The sequence below is a fragment of the Escherichia sp. WS1451 genome (assembly GCF_046487365.1).
GTDB lineage: Bacteria > Pseudomonadota > Gammaproteobacteria > Enterobacterales > Enterobacteriaceae > Escherichia > Escherichia coli.
The window spans coordinates 81,642-95,323 of the sequence record NZ_JBJQJP010000011.1 but is presented as its reverse complement, the minus strand read 5'-3'; the positions used below and the strand labels follow the sequence as shown (position 1 = coordinate 95,323).

The window sequence follows — 13,682 nt, the reverse complement described above, 5'->3', positions numbered from 1 at the left end:
CCGGCAAATTTTTCTATTTCAGCGTACAGTCACCACATTGCTGCACATCCGGCAAGCGATAACGCTGGCAGCAAGTGCGGCGCACCAGCAGGCCGTCGCGCAGCACCACGGTACGCCAGAGTGGATTATCTTCACCGTTCGTGAGCATTTTCTCAAAAAAGAGGGCATGGCGCAGCGATTCAACCGTCGCCTCGCCAAGCAGCTGCTTCATCTCAGTGAGATACCAGTTGATCAAATAACCGGTATTACTCCAGATAAGTTTGCCGTTGATCTCTCCCGTCGCTTCTAATGCCTGCACAACCGGAACCAGCGCCTGGCTGATTAACGTTTCCATTCGCTGCTGCGGCGAATGTGGTGTTGCGTTTTTATCTTCACACACATCGACCCAGAAACAGGCGGCGCGTCCGGTTTCGTGAAACTCAACGTGGAAATGTTCCGGTGACACATCTAATGCTTTTTCCTGCGTCAGCAGCGCCAACATTAATGGTGGCACCATCAGGCCGATATACCATTGCGCCCACAGTGAGATCAGCGGTTTGTTTTCGCGGATAATCAAAGGTTGATTGCGGTAGATATGATCGGAATAGACCGCGAGTAGAGAACTTAGTGCATTCGGTGATGACCATTGCGCCAGCGTCATGGCGTTAAGCGGAGCGGGTTCATCCAGGCGGATAAACTCAAGCAAATGTTCACGATGTTCGGCGATCGTCGCCCGTACGGCTTGTGCAAGCCCAGCATCCTGCGGCTGGAGATGCGTTCGCCAGATAACATCTTCATAGAGCGGTGCGGAACGATAGGCCATAATCGGGATAGTAATCTAAATGATAATGATTGCTAATCCTAGCGATAGGTTTACCCGATAGCAAGGGATTTCTCTAGCTTGCAAATGATAAAAATTATCATATGATATTAGTTATCATTATCAATGAAAGAGATGAAACCATGTTGCAACGTACGCTGGGCAGTGGCTGGGGAGTGTTGCTGCCGGGATTGCTGATTGCAGGGCTGATGTATGCGGATTTATCGCCGGATCAATGGCGGATTATCATTCTGATGGGATTAGTATTGACGCCGGTGATGCTGTATCACAAACAGTTGCGGCATTACGTTTTGCTGCCATCGTGCCTGGCGCTTATTGCTGGCATCATGCTGATGATAATGAATTTGAAGCAGGGATGATAAAACAGGGAAGCAACAAGAAAGGAAGTAAAGATAATTGGTGCGAGGGGGGGGACTTGAACCCCCACGTCCGTAAGGACACTAACACCTGAAGCTAGCGCGTCTACCAATTCCGCCACCTTCGCACAGTCATCTTACTTTTTTTGATATCGCCTCGTTTGGTGCGAGGGGGGGGACTTGAACCCCCACGTCCGTAAGAACACTAACACCTGAAGCTAGCGCGTCTACCAATTCCGCCACCTTCGCCCAGTGCGAGCAATATCAACGTGGTTTTTGGTGCGAGGGGGGGGACTTGAACCCCCACGTCCGTAAGGACACTAACACCTGAAGCTAGCGCGTCTACCAATTCCGCCACCTTCGCATACCATCAATTCTTAAAAAGAATTGCTACCACGGAGGCGCATTCTAGTGGTTTTCAGCTTTTCGTCAATAGTTAATTATCGCCGGAGGTGTAATTGCTGGAAAAATGTCCATCAGCGGATTGTGGATAAATCGTTTGTCGGTCAGAGAAGGCGTGTACGCCGCATCCGACACGGTATGCGGCGACAGATATCAGATACTCAACCTTTCTTCGCCTGGCGGGTCATAATGGCGCGATACACCTTGAAGCGCCCGGTTTGCGCGATCACTTCGTGGAAGCCAAATGTCTCATCCAGCACGTCCGGGTAAGGCAGGAAGGCGTTCGCTACAATTCGCAGCTCGCCGCCGCTATTAAGATGACGCACCGCGCCGCGAATCAGCGTTTGCGCCGCATCGAGGCTGGTTTGCATCCCATCGTGGAACGGCGGGTTGGAGATGATCATATCAAAACGACCTTTCACCTCGGAAAAGACGTTGCTGGCAAAGACTTCACCTTCAACGCCGTTGGCGGCAAGTGTTGCGCGGCTGGCTTCTACCGCTGGCGCAGAGACATCGCACAGAGTGAGACGAATTTTCGGCGAATGGCGCGCAAAGGCAACCGAAAGTACGCCCGCGCCACAGCCGACATCCAGCACTTTACCTTTCGTGTGCGGGGTTAACGTCGAGAGCAGCAACTGGCTACCGACATCCAGACCGTCGCGGCTAAACACGCCAGGCAGCGTTTTGACCGTCAGGCCATCGACGTTATATTCGCCCCAGAATTTATTGGCATCAAATACCGGCTGTTTTTCCAGACGACCAAAATAGAGGCCACAGCGACGGGCGCTGTCCACCTTATTCAACGGTGCATAATCTGCAAGCATCTGCTCGGCGCTGCGCACGCCGCTGCGGTTCTCGCCAACGACAAAAATATCCGTGCCCACTGGCAGCAGAGAAAGTAAATTCATCAACTGGAACTGGGCTTCCGGTTTGTTCTTCGGCCAGTAGTAAATCAGCGTATCGCAATCTGCGACATCATTCGCCGTGGCGACCAGACTAAAACGGGCGTTATCCCCCATCTGGCGGCTTAACACCTGCCAGTGGTGGAATTGCTGGGTATGAGCACGGCTGGCCGCGGTATCTAAACGCGCGGGCAGGTCATCCTGTAAGTCTCCGGCAAACAGAATACGGCTTTGTTCGAAATCATCACTGTGACGCAGCAAGACTTCACTTGCCGGGGTAAATGCAGACATGGAATGCTCCTCAATTGATACTGGCGGCGATTATAGCCATATGTTGGCGCGGTATCGACGAATTTGCTATATTTGCGCCCCTGACAACAGGAGCGATTCGCTATGACATCCCGACGAGACTGGCAGTTACAGCAGCTGGGCATTACCCAGTGGTCGCTGCGTCGCCCTGGCGCGTTGCAGGGGGAGATTGCCATTGCGATCCCGGCACACGTCCGTCTGGTGATGGTGGCAAACGATCTTCCCGCCCTGACCGATCCTTTAGTGAGCGATGTTCTGCGTGCATTAACCGTCAGCCCCGACCAGGTGCTGCAACTGACGCCAGAAAAAATCGCGATGCTGCCGCAAGGCAGTCGCTGCAACAGCTGGCGGTTGGGGACTGATGAACCGCTATCACTGGAAGGCGCTCAGGTGGCATCACCGGCGCTCACCGAATTACGGGCAAACCCAACGGCACGCGCCGCGTTATGGCAACAAATTTGCACATATGAACACGATTTCTTCCCTCGAAACGACTGATTTACCAGCGGCTTTCCACATTGAACAACGCGCCCACGCCTTTCCGTGGAGTGAAAAAACCTTTGCCAGTAATCAGGGCGAGCGTTATCTCAACTTTCAGTTAACGCAAAACGGCAAAATGGCGGCGTTTGCGATTACGCAAGTGGTGCTGGATGAAGCTACATTGTTCAATATTGCGGTCGATCCCGACTATCAGCGTCAGGGGCTGGGAAGGGCGCTGCTGGAACATCTGATCGACGAACTGGAAAAACGCGGCGTGGCGACACTATGGCTGGAAGTCCGTGCCTCAAACGCTGCCGCCATTGCCCTGTACGAAAGTTTAGGCTTTAACGAGGCGACGATTCGCCGCAATTACTACCCCACCAAGGACGGTCGCGAAGACGCCATCATCATGGCGTTGCCAATCAGTATGTAAGACAAGGTGGAATAATGAAGTGGGACTGGATTTTCTTTGATGCCGATGAAACGCTGTTTACCTTTGACTCGTTCACCGGACTGCAGCGGATGTTTCTTGATTACAGCGTCACTTTTACCGCTGAAGATTTTCAGGACTATCAGGCCGTTAACAAGCCCCTGTGGGTAGATTATCAAAACGGCGCGATCACTTCATTACAGCTTCAGCACGGGCGTTTTGAGAGCTGGGCCGAACGGCTGAACGTCGAGCCAGGTAAACTCAACGAGGCCTTCATTAATGCCATGGCGGAAATTTGCACACCGCTGCCGGGCGCGGTTTCCCTGCTTAATGCCATTCGCGGCAACGCCAAAATCGGCATCATCACCAACGGCTTTAGCGCCTTGCAGCAAGTGCGTCTGGAACGCACGGGCCTGCGTGATTATTTCGATTTGCTGGTGATTTCCGAAGAAGTTGGCGTTGCCAAACCGAATAAGAAAATTTTCGATTATGCGCTGGAACAGGCGGGCAATCCTGACCGTTCACGCGTGCTGATGGTTGGCGACACTGCCGAGTCCGATATTCTCGGTGGCATCAACGCCGGGCTTGCGACCTGCTGGCTGAATGCGCACAATCGCGAGCAACCAGAAGGCATCGCGCCCACCTGGACCGTTTCTTCGTTGCACGAACTGGAGCAGCTCCTGTGTAAACACTGATTGCCTCCCCCCCGTTGATGGGTAAAATAGCCGCAATTTTTCGTTTTCAACAAGCGCGGCGCGATGCCGCTTACTCAAGAAGAAAGAATTATGACGTTGTCTCCTTATTTGCAAGAGGTGGCGAAGCGCCGCACTTTTGCCATTATTTCTCACCCCAATAATTAAGTCTAAATTAAAGCTCTTTTACTTTTTCAAAGTCCTTTCAGTTAATTGATGTTTGGTTTTATAAGTCATTTGAATACAGTTAGTTATGTGGCTTCTTTAATTGAAAATTCTTTCATGTAACTTTAAATCGATCAGGTTGCTTTCATCAAAAATCTGTACATATGTTTGTACATAATGTACAAAGCAGTAGAGGTGTTTTGCGATTTGTACAAGGTGAGTAATGGCGCTGTCTGATGCGTGGTTGCGTTCAGTCGTTGGAAAGGAACGTGATAAGGTTTTGGTTAAATCCGATCGTGATGGTCTGTCTGTCAGAGTATCACCGAAAGGTCGCGTAGTGTTCCAATATCGTTATCAATGGGCAGGGAAAGGTGAGCGCCTTGATATCGGAACTTACCCGGCAACTGGATTAAAAGAGGCCAGAGAAGAAGTTATCCGTCTCCGTGGTGAACTCGAGTCAAACCGCAATCCACGATTAGTCAAGCAGGCTGAAAAACGAAAAGCTACTGAAGCCATGACGGTAGAGTCTGTGATCCGTGCCTGGTATGAAGCATATTGTGTAAAAAATAAAAAAGGTTCTGAACAGATACTCCGCTCGTTTGAGCTGCACCTGTTCTCTAAAATCGGGAATATCCCTCACGATGCAGCTACATTGCATGATTGGTTAGAAGTCCTAGAGCCTCTTAGCACCAAGACTCCAGCAATAGTAGACCGATTGCTAATTAACGCAAAGCAGGCTCATGTCTGGGCGTATAAGAGAAAGCTCATTGAAACTCGCCCACTGTCGGATATCACGGGTAAAGATATGGATATCCGTAAAGGTCAGAAAAAACGGTTTCTGACACATGATGAAATTAGCATCCTTTATGCTGCGATCGATGGTTCTCGAATGGTTCCTAAATACCGAGCCTTCATTAAACTATTGCTGCATTTTGGTTGCCGTAGTTCAGAGCTAATTACTGCTAGGGTGGATGATTTTGATTTCATAAATAAGGTATGGACTGTACCACCAGAACGACATAAGACTGGGGACATAACAGGCGAACCGCTAAAGCGGCCCATTATTGAACCGGTTGAAGAGCTTATAAAATACGTTATCTCTATGAACAACGGTTCCGATATGCTTTTTACTAAGGAAGGAAGCAGGGAGCCAGTTGGTCGGACATCATTGCAGTCGCTGCCTTACAATTTAATGCAGTTCGCATGGCGACGTTTGGGGTATCAATTTCCTCATTGGTCTCTTCATGATTTGAGACGAACAGCACGAACAAACTTTTCTGATCTTACTGCGCCTCATATTGCTGAAATAATGCTCGGTCATAAACTGCCAGGGGTATGGCAAGTTTATGATAAGAGCGATTATCTAGAAGAACAGCGTAAAGCCTATCAGGCATGGTGGGATAGGGTTGATTCGATTCTTACTTACACTAATTTAGGTTCCAACAGACAGCCTATTGAATAATGAATAGACATACAGAGTAAGAAAATAGTAATGATTCTTGGATTATAATTAACTGATTGCTGATATTTCGATTTGCCGATTTATGAAGAGACGGTCATTATACTTATAAAAACACCACTCCTTATCCTTACAGAAATAAGGAGTGGAAACAGTTATGGCTGAGACTCTGGTTTAGCAATCTCGTTTATAAATTTCTTAGCTACAACAGTCTCATACTTTCTATAATCATCAAGATATTGAACATCTATATGATTTTTGTAGCGAGCATTAAATTTATTTGCAGCCCCTGTTTTATCATCTTTACGTTCATCCGTTGGTCTGAAAAATTTATGGTAGCGGCGGGGTGATACCCCCTCAAAATCACAAAATATTACTTTGGAAGATTCTTCGTTCTTTGTTATTGCATCATTATGCAGATCAAGAGCAAGGCTTTTATCAAATGGCTCTATATATACTACTTTTTTTATTCCAGATGCGACAATATGCCTTGCACAGTTGTGGCAGGGATAGGTTGTCGTAAAAAGAATTTTATCTTTAGTATCGCCGTTTTGTTTTCTAGCCATTGATGTAATGACGTCCATTTCAGCATGAATTGATCTGGAGTACTCCATTACACTTGATATTTTGCTGTCTTTGTAAATGCCTTCTGCAATATTATCTAATTTGTTTAGAAGTCGTGTTATATTAATATCGGCAACAGTTTGTCCTGCGGAAATACCTAATACACTTCTTACTTCGGTTGATAATATGCTTTTTATACGGTCTTTAATTTTTAGCTTGTTTGCATCATTATAACACTTACCACTTTTGTGAACGCATCGATGATCGTTATCAAAATCATCACTGCTATACAACCCGCCACCAGCTTTAGGTACGTCGTTCTTACCCACGGCAAGCAAATTCCCTTCATCATCAAACAGTGCAGCCCCTACTTGACGTGATAAACAAGCTGATTGTAATGATGTTGAAAAGGCAGCATACATACCTTTCTCGTTAAAAGTTGGTGTTAAACCATTTTTGCCATGAATAAGACCGAAAAACCGATCAATCTTCTTCTTTAATTCACTTTTTTGGCTGAAGTTATTTTTAATAAAAAAATCTGAATCAAGAATGGTTTCCCCGGTTCTTTGTCCATACGGATCAGAGGATTTATTATCAATATTGATAATTAAATGAAGGTCGTCCTTTGCCGATTCGTCAGCAATGAGATTCGGAATTCGGTAATCTAAATCGCGCAAAACTCCTAACAAATAGAAATTATGCTGATATATAACTCTGAATAACTCTATTTCTTCCGGCCTTTTGAATTGATCAATGATGAAGACAGTACCTTTATATTCATCATTATTATAATCAATATTCTTTTTCGCTGTTGCGATTGCTGCAATAGCAGCTTCTGCAAGCAACTCATTTTTTTCGTAATGTTTACGAAGTTTATTGGCAATATCCTGGAGTTTTAAATGTCTATTAACTTGTGTGCTTTCGGATACCTTCAGTGCTGCTGGCTCAAAATATAATGGGTCTTCCATAAGCGCACTTATGCGGATGTGTACAACATTATACCCCCATTCTTTGGATATCTCTTCGATAATTTTGTTTATCGTTCTCATGCCACATCCAACATATCCACACAATCCAAGATAAATATCTTTTGATTGTCGTGAATTCACAATCTCAAGTGATGATGCCGATGTTGAGCCTTTTTTTTCATTCAGCTTTTGTGGAGTTTTTTTTGCTGCTTCAGCCATTGCTAATTACCTAGTCGAAAACTATATCAGTATTTAATATTTCAAAAAATGCATCAAGAATTTCTTTATTTTTCTTTTTACTTTCAAATGAAATGACATTATCTTGATTAAATGTTGTTAATTCAATGCAGATAGAATCAACCTGATCATTGGCGGCGATGCTCGATTCTATTTCATTAAATGCTATTACATTCATTTATCTTATCCAAACATAATAAAAAACCATATGGCCTTTAGTGTACAACAAAACCATACTCTTTCCCCTCATTTTAGAGGGGGAAGTGTGGTCCACATCATGTTTTTTCCCACCCATGAAAATGTTCACCTAGGCTGGTGAGGCATTTTATGTACATCAACTCTTTGAGTTGAATCATTATTTTAGTATTTTTTCTATCATTGTGTAAATGTCTTCGTTTCAATACATCATGCTTGGGGAGCGGTCCCCGTTTCCTGATAATTAATGCTTGTGGATAGCAACGTCCGTGCCTGTATCGCTCAGACAGACGCTTACCGTGCCATAGACGTGTCTGTTCACATACGTCATTCAATAACTCCTGCAAACCTGTAAATCTTGCGTGAAGCCCATTTATTTGGGCATGATTTAATATCAGGATCTGGAAAATCAGGCCTGTACTTCTGGCCAGTTCTCCGGTTTACGCTGTTCCAGCGAAGAACTGTCGATACTGAAACGCCACAGAAGTCGGCGACTTGTTTAGTTGTCATTAAGTTGTTCATTACTTCACCTCCTGCGGCGGTTCCGGTAGCGGCATCCAGTGGGTTACTTTCGATGCCGGTTCTTCTCCATTGTCAGTAACTGCCCACCATTTGTTTCTCGAACAATCATAATACCCTTCGAAGGTATCGCACTCAGTCCAGCCGTAAGACTTACCCCAACACCAAACATACTGTTTATCGTTCGGCATTCGCTCACTACAGCTTATCCAACCATCCGGAGTTACCGGAGAGTTGCCCGACAGCTTGTTCAACTTGTAAGTCTGGCTTACAGGTTTGGCACCATGAAGCATGGTGGCGCGGCAGGTGTTCCAGCCTTCATCAAAACCGACTATGCCATTATTTAAAGACGGACGAGCATCTGGCACCACCAGTACTGGCTTGGCTATATATAGCGGCTGAACATACCAGCCCTTTGATAACCAACTGTCAGCAATGTTTTTGCTCCTGGTTATTGCCGGAATACCTAAGCCATTGTCTGAATGCAGCCATGCCACCGGCTCCTCTTCCAGCGATGCCAGAGCAATTTCATAAGCACGGCGCTCAATATCGTCTCGAACCTCTAGGCTGCTGATTCGTTCTTTGATTTCTTTAATCAGTTCTTTATTGGTAAATGTGGTCATTATGCTCCAGCCTCCGGCGCTTTGGGTATTACTGCCCAGTGAGTGATATTGAAGTTTTCAAGGTCCCCGACCTGAAATGTCCACTGCCATTCTCCGGTTTCTTTTTGTCCCCAGGTGTACCAGAGAGAACGCCAGCCAATCAGCCAGCCTTCTCCGTTAGCATCAAATAACAGAACACTTTCATTTGCTGGTGGCAGTTCAGCTGACACTGGTATTATTTTGTTTTCCAGTGCCGCACATTTAGCTTCAAGCGCGTCGAATTTACGTACCAGGTACTCAGCATTTGTTTCGTTCACTTTCAGATCTCGCGGTACACATTTCCCGCGAAGAAACCCTTCCATTTCGAAAACATTCATGCGCATTTGCGTAACTCCGATAATTCGTTAAAGCGTTCCATAAACATCCCGTAGGCATGGCCTGGAGCCAGTGGAATCACGTTGATCATCTCTGTTGCCGGGATACCTTCCAGCACAGGCCAGAAAGAGCCATCATCAAGCCCGAGATCGCGGCGTTCGGTTGCCAGCATGATGAGATCGGCATATTTCACGGGTGTACTCATAACCGGGGGTAACCCGTATTTCTCACGGATTACGGCGTCTATTTTTTCTTCCATCCGTTTATAGTCAGGAAGAAGGCGTTTCAGTGGAGCCGGGATGTCCTGGCAATACGCTTCTGTTGCATCATGCATTAAGGCTTCAAAAGCAAATTCCTGCGGCACCAGCTGGCTGCAAAGAACCGCATGTTGGGCGACGCTGTAGAAGTGCGAAAGATGACCGGCAAAGCGACAGATATTTGAAAGGGAAACCGCGATATCGTTAATATTGATGTCGTCTTTATTTATCTTGTCATAATAAAAATGCTTCCCGGAAAAAGTTTTAATAAATGACATTTTGTTCTCCACGTATATGCGCTGCACCGCGCTGAATTCTGGTAAAAAGAATCCCTCACCATCCGGCGATTATTGAGTAAATTACGTTTCCATAAATGCCCCCGCAGGGGCATTTGCAGTAATGAAATCAGGCGGTGAAAGTACCAATAAAGGTTTCTACTTTGCTGTCTTTGAATTTCTCAACAAGCAGATCACGAAATTCGTTAGCCATTTCTTCCTGCACCGCTTCCAGCTGAATAATGCGCAGAACCAGTACAGGACGATCGCCAGTGATAATGCTGAGGCGTAATTTAAATGGACGTTCTTTCAGGCCTTCAAACGGAACGCATTTAAATTCAAATGCCACTGGCATAATGTCTTTGGTCTTCGCTTCGACAGACTCCATCAGGGAGCGTTTGCCGCTGAAGTCATTATCTTCAAAATCAGCGGTCTGGTTTGCTTCAATCGTGATTTTACGGACCGCCGCAGCCGCTTTTGTTGCCTGAATGGTGTCACCATTAGCATCAAAGCCCACAAGGTAGTCGGCCCAGTCTTCAATCCATTCTGCCAGTGATTTCTGGGAGTTACGCTCGCCATTAACAGACAACAGAGCAGAGAACGGTGCTGTCTTTTTCAGTTTGAGAGTGGCGGTGTTATCTGCGTGACCTGGTTCATCAATAGTGCCCAGGTTAAGCACACTGACGGCTCGCATATTATCGGCATCGATAAAGCAGCGGGTGCCTTCATCTGCAAGATCTTTAGAATAACGGGTAAAGTCATCGATGCTGGCAGTGGAAAGCGCGCCACGGAAACGGAAGCGATTTAAATTAAATTTTTCCAGATCATGAATGCGGAAATTCTCAGGTAATGCCACAGCATCGGCACCAATCTTACTGATAATTTCATTAACACCCTGAGAAGAAATAAGGGCATGGATTTGATTAATTGCGGTTGCGTCTAAGTTCTGAGACATAATAAGTCCTCACTATATAAAGATATTCAGTGATGAGATAAATAATCAGTTAATTAAGAACGATATTAATGACCTGCTGCGCGGAGTTTTCCGTCAGGTTCACCGGCAAGAGTCAGTAATTGTCCCTGGTCTTCCTGCAGAATAGTCAGGCGACCACCGCGATTGACATACATCGGCGTTTCGGTGGTGTCTTCTTCGGAAATTTTCCCGCGGTTAGTCGGGCGGACATATGAGAGTTTATGTTTGATTTTCACACGGCTCTCATCAAACGGTTCGATTTCCAGGTTGAGTGAGACCTTACCTTTGGTTTTCGTGTTCATCACACCGGAAGCGACTTCACTGAGAACTGCGCCGATTTTGGTTTCAAATACGCCGCCGTCCAGCTCCCCGATAAATGCCTGTACATCAGTACTGCGTTCGCTAGCCATTTTGCTGCTCCTCATCATATCGACCCTGCAAGGTCGGTTGGTTTCTCCACAAAACAGAGAAGAACACCTGCGGTGGCAGCCGCCCGGATGGATTGGGTTATGAGCCCGTCGTCCGGTGATGCTCTTCTCTGTTTTGTAAAAAGAGCGGTACCAGCCGGAAGCAAGTGTACAAACTGGTACCGCCAAAGCAGTGGCTGTTGTGGTGGGGTTGTCACTCAGGCGTATGGTCAACCTGACAATCCGGTGTCCTCAACGGGGAAAGAGTAACCCCGCCATACTTACCGCCGCGCCATTTCGCGGATTACCACAACGCTGAGAGCACTTAGCCAGTTACGGCACCACACTTTGTCGCGGTTCCATAAATGCCCTCATCGTTGCACCCTGGTCTCTTCCCAGGCGTCAAACCGAATCGCCACGCTGGTTAGGCGTCTTATCAGCATCATCATTGACTTGCACATTCCGGCTACCTGGTTTGTTTGCTCGAGCAAGGAGTGGATTGTCCCCTTTAACGTCACCAGACCGCTAACGACGCATGTGCCATACGCCGTGTTACAACCAAATTTTGTTTTAATCTTGCCTGTGTTATGTTTCTTTTAGATACATTATGTATCTCATGGGTACATTGTCAAGCATAAAAAAACCTGCCGAAGCAGGTTCATAAATATTGATTAGGCCTTTATTGTGTATCTTCTTGGTTTTCCCGAGAAAATCACTGTACCAATTATAGAGCAATTACCGTTAATCTTAATGTAAGGCTCAGGCCAGTTTGGGTTTAATGCTTTGAGATAACGCTGTGTTCCATCTTCTATCAACCGCTTGAAGGTGGTTTCGCCTGAATCGTGCATCAATGCAATAACGTCGTCACCGTGGCAGGCAGGGACTTCAGGATCTACAAAAATCATGTCTCCCGGGCGGTACTCATCAATCATTGAATCACCAATCACCCGCAAGATATAAGTCATTTCGCCACAGGGTACAGGGCAGGGATAAGTTTCTGCTGTGCTCAAATCAACCTCAGAATAGCCAACTTCTTTCCATGCTCCGGCCTGTACCCATGATATGACAGGGACTAACGTTATTTGTTTGTTAGTAATTGAAACATCAGGTTTTTTTGTGATGTTTGTTGTCTGGTGTTCTTGATCAAGCCATCCGACAGGCAGGTCGAAACATTTTTCGATGTGCCGTGCCATGCTGTCACCGATATTTTTAGTAGCACCATCTCCCATAAACCTGCTGGTCTGGGTTGGCTCGCGATCAATCATGGTGGCAAAGGAAGAATTCCCGCCAACACCATCTCTCAGTTTTCTGGCGTTAGACCGCCGGATGTCATGGACTGTTTTCATAAAGAAATTAAAACCTTTGTACCGATAAGGTACAAGTATCTTGAAGGTTCATCTCAATCATGTAATATGTATACCGGAGGTACATATTGTATGAAAGCGTATTGGGACTCTTTAACCAAAGAACAGCAGGGTGAGTTGGCCGGAAAAGTTGGCTCAACACCAGGATACTTACGGCTGGTTTTCAATGGTTATAAAAAAGCCAGTTTTGTGCTGGCTAAAAAACTTGAGCAATGCACGTCAGGTGCAATTACGAAATCTGACTTAAGACCGGATATCTATCCGAAAGATTAACAGAACACCTTCAATTTTTAACCACAGAACGATGAGGCTAACCGTGGGTAAGCATCACTGGAAAGTAGAAAAACAGCCTGAGTGGTACGTGAAAGCTGTCAGAAAAACTATCGCGGCGTTGCCGGGGGGTTACGCTGAAGCTGCTGAGTGGCTGGATGTAACAGAGAACGCTTTATTCAACCGCCTTCGTGCAGATGGCGATCAGATTTTCCCGCTGGGATGGGCAATTATTTTACAGCGCGCGGCTGGCACTCACTACATTGCGGATGCTGTCGCACAGTCTGCTGGTGGGGTGTTTGTATCGCTTCCTGAAATTGAGGAAGTAGAGAACGCCGATATAAACCAGCGCCTGCTGGAAGTCATCGAACAGATCGGGAGTTACTCAAAGCAGATTCGTTCGGCAATCGAAGATGGGGTAGTGGAGCCACACGAGCAGACAGCAATTAATGATGAGTTGTATCTGTCAATTTCGAAGCTCCAGGAGCATGCAGCACTGGTCTACAAAATCTTTTGCGCTCCAGAAAAGAGTGACGCCCGCGAGTGTGCAGCTCCGGGCGTCGTGGCGTTTTGTGTCTGTGGAGAAACTAACGCATGAACAGTTTAACGGCAAATAACCGTTTGTCGCAACAGCTGGTGGTCAGTGTCGCTGAACACCTGT

Annotated in this window: 16 protein-coding genes, 3 tRNA genes and 1 pseudogene; 8 read left to right on the top strand and 12 right to left on the bottom strand. The window is 46.4% G+C overall.

Going from position 1 to position 13,682, the window contains the following annotated elements:
• Positions 1-13: 13 nt before the first annotated feature.
• Entirely contained in the window at positions 14-802 is a 789-nt protein-coding gene (gene fhuF / locus ACJHX7_RS15325) for a siderophore-iron reductase FhuF (RefSeq protein ID WP_032172309.1), read from the bottom strand.
• 140 nt (positions 803-942) lie between these two features.
• On the opposite strand from fhuF, the gene ACJHX7_RS15320 reads away from it, so the two are divergent.
• Positions 943-1,179 (top strand): DUF1435 domain-containing protein, encoded by a 237-nt coding sequence (locus ACJHX7_RS15320; protein WP_001577669.1) that lies wholly within the window; start codon positions 943-945, stop codon positions 1,177-1,179.
• A 38-nt stretch (positions 1,180-1,217) separates the two neighbouring features.
• Here ACJHX7_RS15320 and ACJHX7_RS15315 read toward each other — a convergent pair.
• The 4 genes from ACJHX7_RS15315 to rsmC all read right to left on the bottom strand — a co-directional run bounded on the left by ACJHX7_RS15315 (position 1,218) and on the right by rsmC (position 2,771).
• Positions 1,218-1,304: transfer RNA gene (locus ACJHX7_RS15315), tRNA-Leu, on the bottom strand.
• A gap of 34 nt (positions 1,305-1,338) precedes the next feature.
• A tRNA-Leu gene (locus ACJHX7_RS15310) sits at positions 1,339-1,425 on the bottom strand.
• A 28-nt stretch (positions 1,426-1,453) separates the two neighbouring features.
• A tRNA-Leu gene (locus ACJHX7_RS15305) sits at positions 1,454-1,540 on the bottom strand.
• 199 nt (positions 1,541-1,739) lie between these two features.
• Positions 1,740-2,771, bottom strand: coding sequence for a 16S rRNA (guanine(1207)-N(2))-methyltransferase RsmC (gene rsmC, locus ACJHX7_RS15300; protein ID WP_032172312.1), 1,032 nt, complete (start codon positions 2,769-2,771; stop codon positions 1,740-1,742).
• A gap of 102 nt (positions 2,772-2,873) precedes the next feature.
• On the opposite strand from rsmC, the gene holD reads away from it, so the two are divergent.
• The 5 genes and pseudogenes from holD to ACJHX7_RS15275 all read left to right on the top strand — a co-directional run bounded on the left by holD (position 2,874) and on the right by ACJHX7_RS15275 (position 6,018).
• Entirely contained in the window at positions 2,874-3,287 is a 414-nt protein-coding gene (holD, locus tag ACJHX7_RS15295) for a DNA polymerase III subunit psi (protein ID WP_000204018.1), read from the top strand.
• On the top strand, positions 3,256-3,702 hold the full coding sequence (gene rimI / locus ACJHX7_RS15290; RefSeq protein WP_001092449.1) for a ribosomal protein S18-alanine N-acetyltransferase: 447 nt from the start codon (positions 3,256-3,258) through the stop codon (positions 3,700-3,702). The genes holD and rimI overlap by 32 nt, the downstream gene beginning before the upstream one ends.
• A gap of 14 nt (positions 3,703-3,716) precedes the next feature.
• A complete protein-coding gene (gene yjjG, locus ACJHX7_RS15285) occupies positions 3,717-4,394 on the top strand; it encodes a pyrimidine 5'-nucleotidase (protein WP_000870712.1) in 678 nt (225 codons plus the stop codon).
• Positions 4,395-4,484: 90 nt separating this feature from the next.
• Positions 4,485-4,553: pseudogene (locus ACJHX7_RS15280) on the top strand (hypothetical protein); the annotation flags it as partial.
• 226 nt (positions 4,554-4,779) lie between these two features.
• Complete coding sequence (locus ACJHX7_RS15275; protein ID WP_023148581.1) at positions 4,780-6,018, top strand: tyrosine-type recombinase/integrase; 1,239 nt, start codon at positions 4,780-4,782, stop codon at positions 6,016-6,018.
• 152 nt (positions 6,019-6,170) lie between these two features.
• Here the strand turns inward: ACJHX7_RS15275 and ACJHX7_RS15270 are convergent, their stop codons facing one another.
• The 7 genes from ACJHX7_RS15270 to ACJHX7_RS15240 all read right to left on the bottom strand — a co-directional run bounded on the left by ACJHX7_RS15270 (position 6,171) and on the right by ACJHX7_RS15240 (position 12,733).
• Positions 6,171-7,766: an anti-phage dCTP deaminase gene (locus ACJHX7_RS15270; RefSeq protein WP_001399668.1), complete on the bottom strand. Its 1,596-nt coding sequence runs from the start codon at positions 7,764-7,766 to the stop codon at positions 6,171-6,173.
• Between the two features lie 734 nt (positions 7,767-8,500).
• Positions 8,501-9,121, bottom strand: a complete 621-nt coding sequence (locus tag ACJHX7_RS15265; RefSeq protein ID WP_001399670.1) for a DUF551 domain-containing protein — start codon at positions 9,119-9,121, stop codon at positions 8,501-8,503.
• Positions 9,121-9,483, bottom strand: a complete 363-nt coding sequence (locus ACJHX7_RS15260; RefSeq protein ID WP_001404194.1) for a hypothetical protein — start codon at positions 9,481-9,483, stop codon at positions 9,121-9,123. The genes ACJHX7_RS15265 and ACJHX7_RS15260 overlap by 1 nt, the downstream gene beginning before the upstream one ends.
• The gene (gene yfdR / locus ACJHX7_RS15255) at positions 9,474-10,010 is read right to left on the bottom strand and encodes a 5'-deoxynucleotidase (protein ID WP_001398520.1); all 537 of its coding nucleotides are present in this window, start codon (positions 10,008-10,010) and stop codon (positions 9,474-9,476) included. Before yfdR ends, ACJHX7_RS15260 begins: the two co-directional genes overlap by 10 nt.
• Before the next feature lie 127 nt (positions 10,011-10,137).
• Positions 10,138-10,962, bottom strand: coding sequence for a YfdQ family protein (locus tag ACJHX7_RS15250; RefSeq protein ID WP_001404195.1), 825 nt, complete (start codon positions 10,960-10,962; stop codon positions 10,138-10,140).
• A gap of 65 nt (positions 10,963-11,027) precedes the next feature.
• Positions 11,028-11,390, bottom strand: a complete 363-nt coding sequence (yfdP, locus tag ACJHX7_RS15245; protein ID WP_001398518.1) for a protein YfdP — start codon at positions 11,388-11,390, stop codon at positions 11,028-11,030.
• Positions 11,391-12,058: 668 nt separating this feature from the next.
• Complete coding sequence (locus ACJHX7_RS15240; protein ID WP_000859460.1) at positions 12,059-12,733, bottom strand: LexA family protein; 675 nt, start codon at positions 12,731-12,733, stop codon at positions 12,059-12,061.
• 90 nt (positions 12,734-12,823) lie between these two features.
• Between ACJHX7_RS15240 and ACJHX7_RS15235 the strand changes: the two genes are divergently transcribed.
• Both ACJHX7_RS15235 and ymfL read left to right on the top strand, forming a co-directional pair.
• Positions 12,824-13,024, top strand: coding sequence for a YdaS family helix-turn-helix protein (locus ACJHX7_RS15235; protein ID WP_000649477.1), 201 nt, complete (start codon positions 12,824-12,826; stop codon positions 13,022-13,024).
• Between the two features lie 43 nt (positions 13,025-13,067).
• Positions 13,068-13,619, top strand: a complete 552-nt coding sequence (gene ymfL, locus ACJHX7_RS15230) for a protein YmfL (RefSeq protein ID WP_072647006.1) — start codon at positions 13,068-13,070, stop codon at positions 13,617-13,619.
• Positions 13,620-13,682 lie beyond the last annotated feature (63 nt).

Excerpts from the sequence above, each read along its gene's own strand:
- ACJHX7_RS15240 (WP_000859460.1), bottom strand. The coding sequence starts at position 12,733 with ATGAAAACAGTCCATGACATCCGGCGGTCTAACGCCAGAAAACTGAGA.
- ACJHX7_RS15235 (WP_000649477.1), top strand. The coding sequence starts at position 12,824 with ATGAAAGCGTATTGGGACTCTTTAACCAAAGAACAGCAGGGTGAGTTG.
- rimI (WP_001092449.1), top strand. The coding sequence starts at position 3,256 with ATGAACACGATTTCTTCCCTCGAAACGACTGATTTACCAGCGGCTTTC.
- holD (WP_000204018.1), top strand. The coding sequence starts at position 2,874 with ATGACATCCCGACGAGACTGGCAGTTACAGCAGCTGGGCATTACCCAG.
- fhuF (WP_032172309.1), bottom strand. The coding sequence starts at position 802 with ATGGCCTATCGTTCCGCACCGCTCTATGAAGATGTTATCTGGCGAACG.
- ACJHX7_RS15260 (WP_001404194.1), bottom strand. The coding sequence starts at position 9,483 with ATGCGCATGAATGTTTTCGAAATGGAAGGGTTTCTTCGCGGGAAATGT.
- yfdR (WP_001398520.1), bottom strand. The coding sequence starts at position 10,010 with ATGTCATTTATTAAAACTTTTTCCGGGAAGCATTTTTATTATGACAAG.
- ACJHX7_RS15275 (WP_023148581.1), top strand. The coding sequence starts at position 4,780 with ATGGCGCTGTCTGATGCGTGGTTGCGTTCAGTCGTTGGAAAGGAACGT.
- ACJHX7_RS15320 (WP_001577669.1), top strand. The coding sequence starts at position 943 with ATGTTGCAACGTACGCTGGGCAGTGGCTGGGGAGTGTTGCTGCCGGGA.
- yjjG (WP_000870712.1), top strand. The coding sequence starts at position 3,717 with ATGAAGTGGGACTGGATTTTCTTTGATGCCGATGAAACGCTGTTTACC.
- ACJHX7_RS15265 (WP_001399670.1), bottom strand. The coding sequence starts at position 9,121 with ATGACCACATTTACCAATAAAGAACTGATTAAAGAAATCAAAGAACGA.
- rsmC (WP_032172312.1), bottom strand. The coding sequence starts at position 2,771 with ATGTCTGCATTTACCCCGGCAAGTGAAGTCTTGCTGCGTCACAGTGAT.
- ACJHX7_RS15270 (WP_001399668.1), bottom strand. The coding sequence starts at position 7,766 with ATGGCTGAAGCAGCAAAAAAAACTCCACAAAAGCTGAATGAAAAAAAA.
- ACJHX7_RS15250 (WP_001404195.1), bottom strand. The coding sequence starts at position 10,962 with ATGTCTCAGAACTTAGACGCAACCGCAATTAATCAAATCCATGCCCTT.
- yfdP (WP_001398518.1), bottom strand. The coding sequence starts at position 11,390 with ATGGCTAGCGAACGCAGTACTGATGTACAGGCATTTATCGGGGAGCTG.